This is a genomic window from Xanthomonas sp. 3075 (assembly GCF_014197275.1).
Taxonomy (GTDB): Bacteria; Pseudomonadota; Gammaproteobacteria; order Xanthomonadales; family Xanthomonadaceae; genus Xanthomonas; species Xanthomonas campestris_B.
The window spans coordinates 15,072-28,709 of record NZ_JACIFI010000010.1; the positions used below are offsets into that span (position 1 = coordinate 15,072).

The following is a 13,638-nucleotide window of genomic DNA, read 5'->3' on the forward strand; positions in this document are numbered from 1 at the left end:
CTGATCGCTGCCATCTCTGCCGCCCTGCTCACCAGTGCGGCATGTCATCGCGATGACCTCGCGCAGGCGCCGTCGGCCAGCACGCAGGCCAAGCCGGCGCCCAGCACCCCCAAGCTCGGCGATTTCGGCTTCGACCTCGCCGGCATGGACCGCAGCGTGACGCCAGGCGACGACTTCTTCGGCTATGCCAGCGGCAACTGGGTCAAGACCACCCGGATTCCGGACGACCGCTCCAGCTTCACCAGCTTCGTCAGCATCGCCATCGAGACCGAACGGCATAGCCGCGACATCATCGAAGGCGCCGCCGCCAACGACCGCGTCACCGGTGAAGACAAGCAGATCGGCGACTACTACGCCGCCTACATGGACGAAGCCGGCATCGAGGTCAAAGGGGTGCGCCCGGTGCAGCCGGCGCTGGAGGCGATTGCGCAGCTGGACGACAAGCAGGCATTGGCACGCACCCTGGGCGGCCAGTTGCGCACCGACGTGGATCTGCTCAACTCCACCAATTTCTATACCGACCGGCTGTTCGGGGTGTGGATCACGCAGGATCTGCATCACCCCGACCGCTACGTGCCGTATCTGGTGCAAGGCGGTCTTGGCATGCCCGACCGCAGCTTCTATCTGGACGACGGGCGCATGGCACAGCTGCGCGAGGCCTACCGTGCGCACATCGTCAAACTGCTGGAACTGGCCGGCATCGGCGACGCGCCGGCCAAGGCCGAACACATCCTGGCACTGGAAACGGCGATTGCGCGCGCGCACGCCACCGCCGAGCAGACCAACAACGTGCAGGCCGGCGCCAATGCGTGGAAACAGGCCGACTTCGTGCGCAATGCGCCCGGCCTGGATTGGCCGTTGTTCTTCGAAGCGGCCGGATTGAAGGCGCAGCAGGATTTCATCGTCTGGCAACCGCAGGCCGTGGCCGGATTGTCGGCATTGGTGCAGTCCGAATCGCTGCAGACCTGGAAGGATTACCTCAGCTTCCGCGCGCTGGACCGTGCCTCGCCCTATCTGTCCAAGGCCTTCGCCGACGAGCGCTTCGCGTTCTATGGCACCACGCTGGAAGGCACACCACGCCAGCGCCAGCGCTGGAAGCGCGGCATCGATGCCACCAATGCCGCGTTGGGCGAGGCGGTCGGCCAGCGCTATGTGAAAAAGTACGTCAGCCCGCAAACCAAGGCGCGCGCCGAAGAGATGGTCAAGAACATCGTCGCCGCCTTCGGCAAGCGCATCGACGCGCTGGCGTGGATGAGCCCGGAAACCAAGCAGCATGCCAAGGCCAAGATCGCCGGCTTGACGGTCGCGGTCGGCTACCCGGACACCTGGCGCGATTACAGCGGCCTGGACGTGCGCCGCGACGATGCGCTGGGCAACGTCGAACGTGCCGACCTGTTCGACTACCGCCGCAACCTGGCCAAGCTGGGCACGCCGGTGGATCACCGTGAGTGGTACATGCTGCCGCAGGAAGTCAACGCACTGAACATACCGCTGGAAAACCGACTGCTGTTTCCGGCGGCGATTCTGCAACCGCCGTTCTTCGACCCGGCCGCCGACGATGCGGTGAACTATGGCGCGATCGGTGCGGTGATCGGCCACGAAATCAGTCACAGCTTCGACAACATGGGTGCGTTGTTCGACGAGCACGGCGAGCTGCACAACTGGTGGACGCCGCAGGACCTGAAAAAATTCGAGACCGCCGGCAACGCGCTCGCCGCGCAGTTCAGTGCCTACAAACCGTTCGACGATCTGGCGGTCAACGGCAAGCTGACGCTGGGCGAAAACATTGCCGACGTCGCCGGGCTGGCCACCGCCTACGACGCCTATCAGTTGTCGCTGCAAGGCAAGCAGCCGCAGACCATCGATGGCTTCAGCCCGGATCAGCGCTTCTTCCTGGGCTTTGCGCAGGCCTGGCGCAGCAAGTACCGCGACGCAGCGCTACGCAATGCGGTACTCACCGATGTACACGCCCCCGGACGCTTCCGCGCGCAGACCGTGCGCAACATCGACGCCTGGTATCCGGCGTTTGAGGTCAAGCAGGGCGAGCAGTTGTATCTTGCGCCTGAGCAGCGTGTCAGGATCTGGTGATCGACTCCGCACCGCCAGGGACGGATCAATGTCCCCCTGGGCATGGCTTGCACAGTAAACTGAGCATCGGGACGTCTTGATTCGGCCAAGCGTGCCTGCCCGGCGACTTGCTACAGAGAGGCAGCAAGCAGGGAGACCTGGGTCGACTCCTGATATCGGTACTTACCACACACATGCTAGACGCGCACTTCGAGAGAAATGACGTTGCCGGGGAAAATATCGGCCATTCGTTATTCGCCACTTGCCTGGCGGGCTTCGCGTGCTTCCTGGCGTCCTCCACTCTGGTACTGATGCTCTGCCATAAAATGGCCTTTAGCTTCTCAACTGCGTGCTTTGGAATAGGGCTCGCAGCAGCGCTTACAGTGACGGCAATGACTTTCCAGATATGCCGTCAAGCCAGGCGCTTACAGAGCCATGGGCAACGCTGGCACTTTGCTGGCGCCTTGACCTTGGCGATGCTATCGGGCGTGCTGGCCATGTCCATCAATCGCCCCGATATCGACGACTCGATTTATGTTCCAAAATCCTTGTATTACCTGGAACATCCAGACGCACCGATCGATTCGCAAGTCACTTGGTTGGCTGCGGTGGAACGACGCCCAATTTCAGGCGTTTTCCCCTACTACGAATTATCACAGGCCGCCCTCGCACACTTGACGGGCCGTCCGTACCTAGATTTTTACCATGTCATATTCCCCGGCATCGTCGGTTTTTTGATGGGTTCTGCGGCACTCGTGCTGCTTGGCCTTTTCGAAAAACGCTCAGGGACAGTGCTGATATGCGGCCTTTTCTATCTTCTCTTAATGTTACTGCTAGGAGAAACGCACCGTAGTTATGGGAATCTAAGCATCGCACGCGCCTTCCACGGCAAGTATATGTTCCTGTCCGTAGGCGCACCCAGCTGGATCTACTTTTCTCTGCGCTACCTGAGAAAGCCAAGCTGGCCACAGTGGCTGATACTGGCAGCACTCGGTGTCGCCATGGCAGCGGCGACGCCAACGGCGATGATCTTTCTTCCTTTCCTTGCATTGACCATCGCTTTTGCGAATCACATGCAGGCTTCAGGTCGACTACCTGGCGCCGAACATCTGGCGTTGGCGTTGCGCTACGGCGCCACGCTGCTGCCGGTGGTCGCCATGGCAATCAGCTTTCGCTTCTATGCCGTGGACAATATTGCTGCAGGCAGCCAGATCAACGCTGGGTTCCCAAAATCGTTCGCTGATCAGTTCCGCTTTATTATCAATCCCGACTATCCGATCACGCCCTGGCTGTTCGCAGCGTCCTTGATGGCGGTGCTGGCCTTTTCACCCTACCGACGATTTTTTGCCGCCTGGACGCTGGCACTCGGGGTGATGCTGCTCAATCCATTGATTTCCGATAGCGTCATTCACTACCTCACTACGGAAAATATTTATTGGCGTCTATTCTATCTTCTGCCATTTCCGTTACTGCCTGCACTGGCCTTGGGGCTCCTGTTCAATGCTGGCCGCATCGGTGCCGCATTGGCACTATCTATGATATCCATCACGGCATTCTTCGCGTTATGGGGACCCACCTCTGTGCTCAGGGTCGAGAACGGCGCGACGCTATCAACACCCGGCTACAAGATCGGCGAAGCCGATCGCGCGACGTCCGAACAGGCGATCCGCTGCGCATATGCGGGAACGACCCTGGCACCGATCCCGATTGCGAGCAACATGCTGCTGCTATCTGCGAAATTCCCACAATATGTGATGCGCGAAGATTATCTAGTCCTGATGTTGGCTAGCGTTCCGAGTCAGGTCCCGCTGGAACAGCGGAATGCCGCAGGCGCTTACCTGTATCTTGATGATAAATCGACAAAAGCGGCATCTGCCTTTCAGACCTTGATCAGTTCACCTCTTGCACCAGAACATATCCTTACCAAGGAGAGCGCCATCAACTTCCAGACAGCCTCAACACAGTTGATCGACGCAGGATATACGAATCATTGCGGCATCGCTGGCGGCTATCGTTTATTCAGCCGCGCACGGGGCGATGCGCGATGAGCAAGAAAGTTGCAATCCTCCAATCGAACTACATCCCTTGGAAGGGTTATTTCGACCTCATCGGCGCCGTTGACGAGTTCATCCTCTACGACGATATGCAATACACCAAACGCGACTGGCGCAATCGAAACCAGATCAAAACGCCACAAGGCGTGCAGTGGCTGACGGTTCCGGTCTTGTCGAAAGGCAAGTATCACCAGACAATTGCCGAAACCGAACTCGATGGCAACCAGTGGGCCGCTCTACACTGGCGGGCGCTTACTCAGAATTATCGCCGCGCGCCTTACTTCGCCCAGATCGCGACGTGGCTGGAGCCACTGTATTTGGCATCTTATACAAGCCTTTCTCAGATGAATCGATGCTTCATCGAAGCAATTTGCCGTCAGCTGAACATCACCACGCAAATCAGCAGCTCGACTGATCGCGTGCTGCTCGATGGCAAAACCGAACGACTGGCCGACCTGTGCGCACAGGCAGGTGCCACTGAGTACATCTCCGGGCCTGCAGCCAAGAACTACATCGAGGAAGCCGTCTTTCGTGACTTCGGCATCGCACTGACCTGGTTCGATTATGCAGGATATCCGCCATACCCTCAGCTATGGGGGGAGTTCACCCATGGCGTCAGCGTGCTCGATTTACTCTTCAACTGTGGTCCGGAAGCACACAATTACATGAGATACGCACGCCCATGAAGCTGTCGATCGTTGCGACGCTATACCAATCGGCGTCTTATCTGAAAGAATTTCACTCCCGCGCGACTGCGGAAGCGCGACGTTTGGTTGGCGACGATTACGAAATCCTGCTGGTCAACGATGGCTCCCCTGATGAGAGCCTTGAGCTTGCCGTAGCGATTGCGGAAACGGATCCGATGCTGACAGTCATCGACCTATCCCGCAATTTTGGTCACCATAAAGCAATGATGACCGGGCTTGCTCATGCAAATGGCGAACTTGTTTTCCTGATCGACAGCGACCTCGAAGAGGAGCCGGAATGGCTACAGAATTTTTTTGAAAAGATGCAGCTTGATGGTTGCGATGTCGTCTATGGCGCTCAACAACGACGCAAGGGCGGTATATTCGAGCAATGGAGTGGCGAGTGGTTCTACCGGGCATTCAAATTTCTGACAGGCATGATGCTGCCGGAAAATGTGGTGACCGCCAGACTGATGCGAAGGCGTTATGTGACAGCACTTGTGGAACATCGCGAACGCGAGGTTTTTATGGCAGGGCTCTGGCATATTACCGGCTTCGATCAACGCGCCTGCGCTGTCAAGAAGCACAGCACAAGCGAAACCACCTACACGCTGCGCCGGAAGCTGTCGCTGCTAATAAACTCGGTAACTTCGTTCAGTAACGCCCCGCTAGTGAGTATTTTTTACACCGGCGTAGCAATTTGCTCCATTTCTGCAGCCTACATCGGCTACCTGTTTATTCACTGGGCGTTCTTGGCACGCCCGCTAAGTGGCTGGACATCGGTGATGGCCTCAATCTGGCTACTGGGGGGCATGATTATCTCCTTCATAGGCGTTATTGGAATCTATCTCTCCAAGATTTTCTCCGAAACCAAACAGCGCCCCTATACGATCGTGAGGCAGATACATGCAAAGCGAAAAATCTGAACTTCTTGCCGAAGTTGCAGGGTATTACAACGAAAAACTCGCTCAGCATGGAGAGACCGCGAAGGGTGTCGATTGGAACAGTGAAGCAAGCCAATCACTGAGATTCACGCAACTGAGCAAGGTCAGCCACGACAACCAGGAATACTCGTTGAACGACCTCGGCTGCGGCTATGGTGCGCTGTATGAATTCCTGCGTGACCAAGGTCGCGTTGACTATGCCGGCTTCGATGTCTCCACCAATATGGTCGATGCGGCACAGAAGCGCTATCACGGTGATCCCCGAGCACGCTTCACCGTGGCAGGTGAACCGGACCGTGTCGGCGACTATGGTGTCGCAAGCGGCATTTTCAACGTCCGACTTGATCAGACTGAAGAGCACTGGCAGGCACATGTGGAGAACACGCTCGATGTACTGGATCGAACCAGCCGCCTGGGTTTCTCGTTCAATTGCCTCACCAGTTATTCTGACCAAGATCGCATGCGTCCAAATCTTTACTACGCAGATCCATGCCATTACTTTGACCTATGCAAGCGGCGCTATTCGCGCGACGTGGCGCTGCTACATGACTATGGCCTTTACGAATTCACCATCCTCGTAAGGAAACAACGATGAGCAAAAAATCTTTAGTGATATTCGGCTCGGGCGACATTGCGCAACTTGCCCATTACTATTTTAGTCACGACTCCGACTATGAAGTTGTGGCTTTTACTGTAGACAGCGCCTATATAAAAGAGGATTATTTCTGCGATCTTCCGGTCGTTCCCTTCGAACATCTGGCGGAGCACTATCCTCCCAAAAGTCACATGGTGTTTGTGGCGCTGAGCTATTCGAAACTGAACTCCATTCGCAAGGAAAAGTACCTCGCAGCAAAGCAGGCAGGATATGGACTCGCTAGCTATGTGAGCTCCCGCGCCACACTGCTCAACGACGGCATGATAGGTGAGAACTGTTTTATTCTCGAAGACAATACCATCCAGCCGTTCGTGCAGATCGGCAACAACGTCACCCTGTGGAGCGGCAATCACATCGGACATCATTCCATCATCCGTGACCATTGCTTCCTTGCATCACACGTCGTTGTTTCCGGCGGCGTGACGATTAACGAGCAATGCTTCATCGGGGTCAACGCAACGCTACGCGACCATATCCATGTCGGCACCAGGACGGTCGTTGGCGCAGGCGTCCTTCTATTGAGTGATGCCGCAGATGAGGGACTTTATATTGGCAGTGCGACAGAGCGCTCCCCTGTTCCCAGTAGCCGGCTAAAGAAAATATGAGCCAGGGAACCCGCACATTCAGAGATACTTACGAGATAAAAATGACCACACATGGGTGGAGCTACCATTGATGGCCCGGCCACTGGATTATCTCTATATTCTTGCCACAATTGTCTTCACTGTCTATGGACAGCTGATCCTGAAATGGCGGATCGCCAAGTTCGGGGCTCTGCCAACCGAAACATTGGCCAAGCTCAAGTTCTTGGTGACGTTACTGTTTGATCCAGCGATCTTCTCCGGATTTGCAGCGGCATTTCTCGCATCGCTCGCGTGGATGGCGGCAATGACCCGATTTGAACTCAGTCATGCCTACCCCTTCATGAGCCTGAACTTTGTCATAGTGGTCTTACTGAGCGGATGGCTATTATCCGAGCCATTGACCTGGCAGCGACTGATCGGTGTCGGCTTGATTGTGGCGGGCACCATGGTCGCTGCGCGTGGCTGAATCAATGGCCAAGGACGTAATACGCATGCGTCTGGCGCAAACAAGTGCGTTCGCATTCTGTAGCCTGCTGACAGGACTGCTTTGTCTATTCCTCCCGCCACGCTGGGAGACCAACGACGACGTCGGTATGTCGATGCTAGCGCATGGCTACGGTATTGCGGCAAACGGCAGTCCGAATATCGTCTTCTCCAATGTGGTCTGGGGCTATTTGGTGCGCGCGCTCCCTAGCATCGCGGGCGTCAATGGTTATTCGATCGCGACCCTAGGCGTTCTGGTATTGGTCGGTGCAGTCATCCTGCATGGGCTCATGCGCCTTGGCAGTCATTGGCTGACGGCAACGGCTGCGGTATTGCTGTTGCTGGTGCGGCCAACAGTGTTTCCGCAGTTCACCGTCAACGCAGGTCTGCTTGCCGTCGCGGGATTGGTGTGTCTCGCCGTCCATGCGCGTGAGCGCAGTCTTCCTGCCCTGTGGTGTGGTGTAGTGCTGTTCTTTTTCAGCTATCTGGTTCGTAGCCAGGAGTTGATGTTGGTATTGGCGGTTGCGTTTCCGCTATTGGGTTGGTTCATTCCGCAATCTCCACGCCGCCGCCCTGGATCGCTGCGCGAGAGTAGCGCTTTGACACGAATCGATGCCCACTGGGTTGCGTTGTGTGCACTTGTATTATCAATGCTGATTGCCTGGTGGCTGGATTGGCATGCGTATCAAACGGCTGATTGGCAAGCCTTTCGTGAACTCAACTTGAGCCGTGCCCCGTACACCGACTTTGGTGCAGCCCAGTCGTTATTACAGCGGCCTGAGCTGCTTGCACGATATGGCTATTCGACCAATGACCTCACCCTGATTTCGCGATGGTTCTTTGTCGATCCGGAGCTAGCCAATCCCAACGCGCTGACGGCCATGCTCACAGACGCTGGATTTGTGCTGGTACGCGATAGTGGCCTGCAGTCCGGCTGGAAGGGCGTGCGGACATTGCTGCACCCGGTATTGTTGCCGCTCCTCATTCCGGCAGTGGCGTTGGCGTTACTGAGGCCAAACAAGCGTGTCGGACTTGCCTGGCTGGTCTGCATCGGGGCGATGTTCGCGCTAGGGTTTCTTGGTCGTCCCGGTGTCATTCGCGTCTATGTGCCGGTACTTTCCCTGTTGTTGATTGCTCCGATGCTGGCTCAATCTACCTCGCACAGAGCGTCTCGCATTATCGCTGCCTTGCTTGTTGTGGCGGCCGGCTTCGCCTCCGTCAATGCAGTTGCCGCCTCACGGGCGACACACGAGCAAGACATGCTGATGCGTCAGAACCTGCGTGGGCTACCGCATGGATCGGTTGCCAGCTGGGGAAGTACCTTTCCGCTGGAAGCGGCCTACCCGGTGCTGGGCAAGGTGGCCGGAACCCATCAGTACCAGCTCTACTCTCTGGGCGCGTTCACGCTTGTTCCAAATTCTGTCGCGGCCAGTCAGGCACGTGCAGGGCGCGGCCTGGTGACCCAGTTCAAACAGCCTTCCGGACTTACCTTGTTTGGCAACGATCAGCTATTCGATTTATTGGATACCTATTGCCGTGAACGCTTGCAGGGAACACCGATGATCTTGCAGAACTGGCAATCAGCCAATCTCCACGCAACCAGGCGACGCTGCATCCAACAGTGACCCGATCGCATCGCTCATCCCGATCACAGCCCATGTCTTCAACCTATGGATTCGCCGCATGACGACCGACACCATTCCTTTCAACTGGCCGCACATGACGGGGAAGGAGCTGTACTACATCGCAGAATCCCATTTCAATGGTCGGCTCGCCGGAGATGGACCGTTCACCCGCCGCTGCCACGGATGGCTGGAAGCGCGCACCGGATACCGCGCGCTTCTGACGCACTCCTGCACGGCGGCACTGGAGATCGCTGCCTTGCTGCTGGATATCCAGCCGGGCGACGAGATCATCATGCCCTCTTACACCTTTGTCTCAACCGCCAACGCGTTCGCGCTACGCGGCGGCGTCGCTGTATTTGTGGACATTCGCGAAGACACCTTGAATCTGGACGAGACCCTGGTGGAGCAAGCGATTACGTCGCGTACGCGCGCCATCGTGCCAGTCCATTACGCCGGCGTCGCGTGTGCAATGGATCCTATCCTGGACATTGCACAGCGACATGGACTGCACGTCGTCGAGGATGCTGCGCAAGGTGTCATGGCAAGCTACAAGGGGCGCCCGTTAGGCGCGCTTGGCCATATCGGCGCATACAGCTTCCATGAGACCAAGAATGTGATCTGCGGCGAAGGAGGGGCGCTGCTGGTACGCGATCCAGCGCTTGCGCAACGGGCCGAGGTCATTCGTGAGAAGGGCACAGACCGTAGCCGTTTCTTCCGGGGAGAGATCGATAAATATACCTGGCAGGAGGTGGGATCCTCGTTCCTCCCGGGGGAGCTCACTGCTGCATTTCTTTGGGCGCAGTTGGAAGAAGCAGAACGCATTACCCAGGGAAGATTGGCGACCTGGCAGCGCTATCATCACGCATTGCAACCACTCGAGCACGGCGGTGCATTAAGACGCCCCATCGTGCCGGATGACTGTCAGCACAACGCGCATATGTATTACGTGCTGCTGGATGATGGAAGCGAACGCCAGCGGGTTCTGGAAACGCTCAAGGCGCAGGGTATTGGTTGCGTGTTCCATTATGTCCCGCTGCACACGTCTCCGGCCGGGCGACGCCATGGTCATGCAGCAGGCGACCTGCCGGTGACAGAGCGCCAAGCCGAGCGCCTGTTGAGGCTTCCGCTATGGACCGGTCTCAGCGAAACGCAACAGGATCGCGTCATCGAGGCCTTGCAGCGCGCGTTGGCTTGAGCGCATCCGTCGTCATCCTGCTTCCCGCGCCGGTTTTGCGAAGCAGGGGATAGTCGATGCGACATGACAAGCCATTACCCCCGAGAGAGAGAAGCTCGCTTCATGCCACAACGTTGGAAAAAACTAGGCTTGGTCTTCGACGCACAAGGGCAGCGCCCTTGGCTCGTGACGCATGCTGCGGTACCGATTGCAGAGCGAATCGGAGCAGATCTCTATCGCATCTACTTCAGTAGCCGTGATCAACACAATCGTAGCGTGACCAGCTGGATCGTGATCGACATCCGTAATCCGCAGGAGGTGCTCGAAATTGCATCAGAGCCGGTCCTGCTTCCCGGCCACCTGGGAGAATTCGACGACAGCGGCGCAATGGCGACGTGGCTCGCTGAACAGGGAGAGCGTCGCTTCCTGTATTACATAGGCTGGAACCTGGGCGTGACGGTGCCGTTCCGCAATGCGATTGGCCTGGCAATGTCTCAAACTGACAAAGAACAGTTCAGTCGTTATCGCCCAGGTCCAATTGTCGATCGCTCGCCAGAAGAACCGCATTTCTGCGCAAGCTGCTGCGTGATCCCAGACACCGATATTTGGCGCATGTGGTATCTCTCCTGCACTGGCTGGGAGCTACGTGATGGGAAACCGATGCATCGCTATCACATCAAGTACGCCGAATCACTCGATGGCATCCACTGGAACCGCGACGGCACCGTCGCCATCGATTTTATCGATGCGCAGGAATATGCCATCTCTCGTCCATCTGTCATACGCGACGCGGATCGTTGGCGCATGTGGTACTCGTACCGTGGGCAGGCGTACCGCATCGGCTATGCCGAGTCCCTGGATGGAGTGCGCTGGCAACGGCTTGACGAACACGCCGGAATTTCGCCCTCGGAGAGCGGCTGGGACTCAGACATGATCGAGTATCCATTCGTTTTCGACCACGCTGGCCAACGCTATATGCTTTATAACGGTAACGATTACGGCCGCAGCGGATTCGGGCTTGCAGTGCTCGAAGGCGATGAGTTCCATGCACCGTCGGTGTCCAGCCGGTAGTCGCTGGCTGCTGCTTGTGAGCGCCGCCTAATCCTCTAGCGTGTCCTGCATGGAATCAACGCCGGCGGGCCACTCCAGCAGCATCGCGGGCGGCAATTGCATGCGGCGGCATGCGCGCGCCGAGAGGCCATCGCGTAGTGCAGTGCGAAAGAGTGGCGACAGGCTGCGCATCAGGCGTGCCGATGCACGCGCCTGCGCGCGATGCGTCGCGGTGCGACCGAGCATGTCGCTGGCCCAGCCCGGCAACAAGGCCGTGCCGGCGCCGAGGAAGACCCCACGCGACAACCCCGCTGCCGGCACCGGCAACTGGATGCTGGTGAGGATGCCGAGCACTTCGCGCGAGCGTGCGTCCATGCGCAGTTGCCCGCGCAGCTTGGCGAAATACGCGTCAACCTGGGCTTCGCTGGCGGGCACATCGGCGGCGCCCAGTGCTTCGGCCACGCGTCTCGCTTCGTCGTAATAGCGGTCGGCGATGGCAGTCGGCACCTGCCGGCAGTAACGTCGGCAGCCCTGCAAAAAACCATAGGCCTCGGTGACGTGCACCCAGGTCAGCAACGACGGATCGTTGGCGTCGTACGGCACGCCGTCGGCGGTGTGGCCGCGAATATGCGCATGGATGCTGCGCACCCGGGCGATCAACTGCTCGGCTTCGCCGCGTGGGGCGTACGTGGTGCCGGCAACGAAGTTGGTCGTGCGCCGCAGGCGCCCCACCAGGTCGGCGCGAAAGTTGGAATGGTCGTAAACGCCGGCCAGCGCGCGCGGGTGCAACAACTGCAGCATCAGCGCGCACAACCCGCCCGACAGCATGCCGGGGAATTCCGAATGCACGCGCCAGGTGACACTGTCGGGGCCGAAGATGCCGGGGTCGCCCAGTGGCTGGTCGTATTCGATGGTGCTCTGGCCACGCGGGAACGCGCCCAGCACCCAGCGGCGGATCTGTTCGGCGGCGGGGGCAGTGAGGGCACGCATGACGGTAGACATGGGCGCAATGATATCCAGCCACGCGCAAACGTCGTGTGCTGGCGGTGGTCTCCTGGCGGCTCACGCCCATCGCATCATGCTCCGCGTATCGGTCACGCCCCCTGTCGACGCAGTGCCGGGTGTGCAGTGCAGCAAGAACGCTGCGGTGGCGCGCACGCAGTTCGGCGTCCGCAGCGGCAAAGCACCTGAATTCAGCGTTTTGTGCGCGGGTGCGCAGGATTCGCCGCCATCGGCTTGCCATGGGCATTGCCAAGCGCAGCGAAAGTGCTAGAACTAGGGCTGTCCGATCGCCACACCTGCACAGCGTGCCGTGGCAGCGGTCGCTCCAGGGGCACCGGCAGCCGCCAGTGCAGCAAGTCGTTCGTACCAGCCAACCGTCGGGAGCTTGTCATGATCGCTTTGTTCCAAGGTTTAGGCCTGCTATTGCAGGACAACGCACTCCATCGGCGCTCTTTCGACGAGCAGGTCGCCCACTGGCGCGAGACGACCGACGAGCAGCTCGACGAAGAGCTCAACCTGCTCAAGGTGGCGAAGAAACAGTGGGTGATCGCCTCCATCATCGGCTGGCAGGCGATCTCGCTGGTGCTGCTGGGCGTGATTACGCACCAGCTCTGGCAGAACGACTACCACCTCACTTTCAGCCGCGTGGTGATCATCTTCACCTCGTGGGCATCGATCCTGTTCGTCATGTGGTACATCGCCGACCTGTTCGACCACAGCGCCGGTTTCGAGCGCTGGCTGCGTGCCTTCAACAGCCGCGCGCGGGTGACGCCGGATGCCGACTCGGTCGAGTGCGTTGCCGATGCATTGGACATGACGCGCCGCTACCCGGAAGTGCTGCGCTACAAGCAGGAAGTGACCTCCAAGCGCGAGCTGCGCCACGAGGACATCGTCAACATGCGCGAGATGGGCCGCCTGCGCCGCTACACCGAATTGCTGCGCGATCTGGATCGTTTCGATGGCGCGCCACGGCTGGTGGCCAACGCCTGAAGCCCTGGGCACAGATCACAGGCGAGAACCCGACTCGCATGCAAGACGGCCGATGGAGCTCCATCGGCCGTTTTGCATTTCAACACCGACAGTTCACCCTGGAAGCACGCTGGGTGCGTCGAGCCGCTGTGGCATGGCCTTGCTGAGCCTTTGAAGCAGGCGTCGAACGACGCGGTGGCGCCAGCGCATTCGAACGACTAGAACTCAATCACACGAACAGGGCCTGCAAACTCATCGGTCAGTAGCTCCGCCAAGAACACAGCATCCTCCAGCGACTCGTCCGGGCGATGCGCCGCGGTGAGCATGAGACGGTGCCGAGCCATC

The 13,638-nt window shown here is 58.5% G+C and carries 12 protein-coding genes; 11 read left to right on the plus strand and 1 reads right to left on the minus strand.

Translation table 11 applies throughout. The features are described from left to right. Positions 1–12 precede the first annotated feature (12 nt). The 10 genes from GGR62_RS10915 to GGR62_RS10960 all read left to right on the plus strand — a co-directional run bounded on the left by GGR62_RS10915 (position 13) and on the right by GGR62_RS10960 (position 11,343). Positions 13–2,088 (plus strand): M13 family metallopeptidase, encoded by a 2,076-nt coding sequence (locus GGR62_RS10915; RefSeq protein ID WP_184408055.1) that lies wholly within the window; start codon positions 13–15, stop codon positions 2,086–2,088. A gap of 173 nt (positions 2,089–2,261) precedes the next feature. Next, complete coding sequence (locus tag GGR62_RS10920) at positions 2,262–4,115, plus strand: DUF6077 domain-containing protein (RefSeq protein ID WP_184407928.1); 1,854 nt, start codon at positions 2,262–2,264, stop codon at positions 4,113–4,115. Next, positions 4,112–4,807, plus strand: coding sequence for a WbqC family protein (locus GGR62_RS10925; RefSeq protein ID WP_184407929.1), 696 nt, complete (start codon positions 4,112–4,114; stop codon positions 4,805–4,807). The genes GGR62_RS10920 and GGR62_RS10925 overlap by 4 nt, the downstream gene beginning before the upstream one ends. Further along, complete coding sequence (locus GGR62_RS10930) at positions 4,804–5,733, plus strand: glycosyltransferase family 2 protein (RefSeq protein WP_184407930.1); 930 nt, start codon at positions 4,804–4,806, stop codon at positions 5,731–5,733. Before GGR62_RS10925 ends, GGR62_RS10930 begins: the two co-directional genes overlap by 4 nt. Continuing rightward, complete coding sequence (locus GGR62_RS10935; RefSeq protein ID WP_184407931.1) at positions 5,714–6,346, plus strand: class I SAM-dependent methyltransferase; 633 nt, start codon at positions 5,714–5,716, stop codon at positions 6,344–6,346. The genes GGR62_RS10930 and GGR62_RS10935 overlap by 20 nt, the downstream gene beginning before the upstream one ends. Continuing rightward, a complete protein-coding gene (locus GGR62_RS10940) occupies positions 6,343–7,011 on the plus strand; it encodes an acetyltransferase (RefSeq protein ID WP_184407932.1) in 669 nt (222 codons plus the stop codon). The genes GGR62_RS10935 and GGR62_RS10940 overlap by 4 nt, the downstream gene beginning before the upstream one ends. A 70-nt stretch (positions 7,012–7,081) precedes the next feature. Continuing rightward, positions 7,082–7,456, plus strand: coding sequence for an EamA family transporter (locus GGR62_RS10945; protein ID WP_184407933.1), 375 nt, complete (start codon positions 7,082–7,084; stop codon positions 7,454–7,456). 4 nt (positions 7,457–7,460) lie between these two features. Continuing rightward, a complete protein-coding gene (locus GGR62_RS10950; protein WP_184407934.1) occupies positions 7,461–9,098 on the plus strand; it encodes a hypothetical protein in 1,638 nt (545 codons plus the stop codon). Positions 9,099–9,156: 58 nt separating this feature from the next. Further along, a complete protein-coding gene (gene rffA, locus GGR62_RS10955) occupies positions 9,157–10,293 on the plus strand; it encodes a dTDP-4-amino-4,6-dideoxygalactose transaminase (RefSeq protein WP_184407935.1) in 1,137 nt (378 codons plus the stop codon). A 102-nt stretch (positions 10,294–10,395) separates the two neighbouring features. Continuing rightward, positions 10,396–11,343, plus strand: a complete 948-nt coding sequence (locus GGR62_RS10960) for a hypothetical protein (RefSeq protein WP_184407936.1) — start codon at positions 10,396–10,398, stop codon at positions 11,341–11,343. Between the two features lie 27 nt (positions 11,344–11,370). On the opposite strand, the gene GGR62_RS10965 is transcribed toward GGR62_RS10960, so the two are convergent. Beyond that, positions 11,371–12,324 (minus strand): oxygenase MpaB family protein, encoded by a 954-nt coding sequence (locus tag GGR62_RS10965; RefSeq protein ID WP_184407937.1) that lies wholly within the window; start codon positions 12,322–12,324, stop codon positions 11,371–11,373. Positions 12,325–12,603: 279 nt separating this feature from the next. On the opposite strand from GGR62_RS10965, the gene GGR62_RS10970 reads away from it, so the two are divergent. Beyond that, a complete protein-coding gene (locus tag GGR62_RS10970; protein WP_184408056.1) occupies positions 12,604–13,314 on the plus strand; it encodes a hypothetical protein in 711 nt (236 codons plus the stop codon). Positions 13,315–13,638 lie beyond the last annotated feature (324 nt).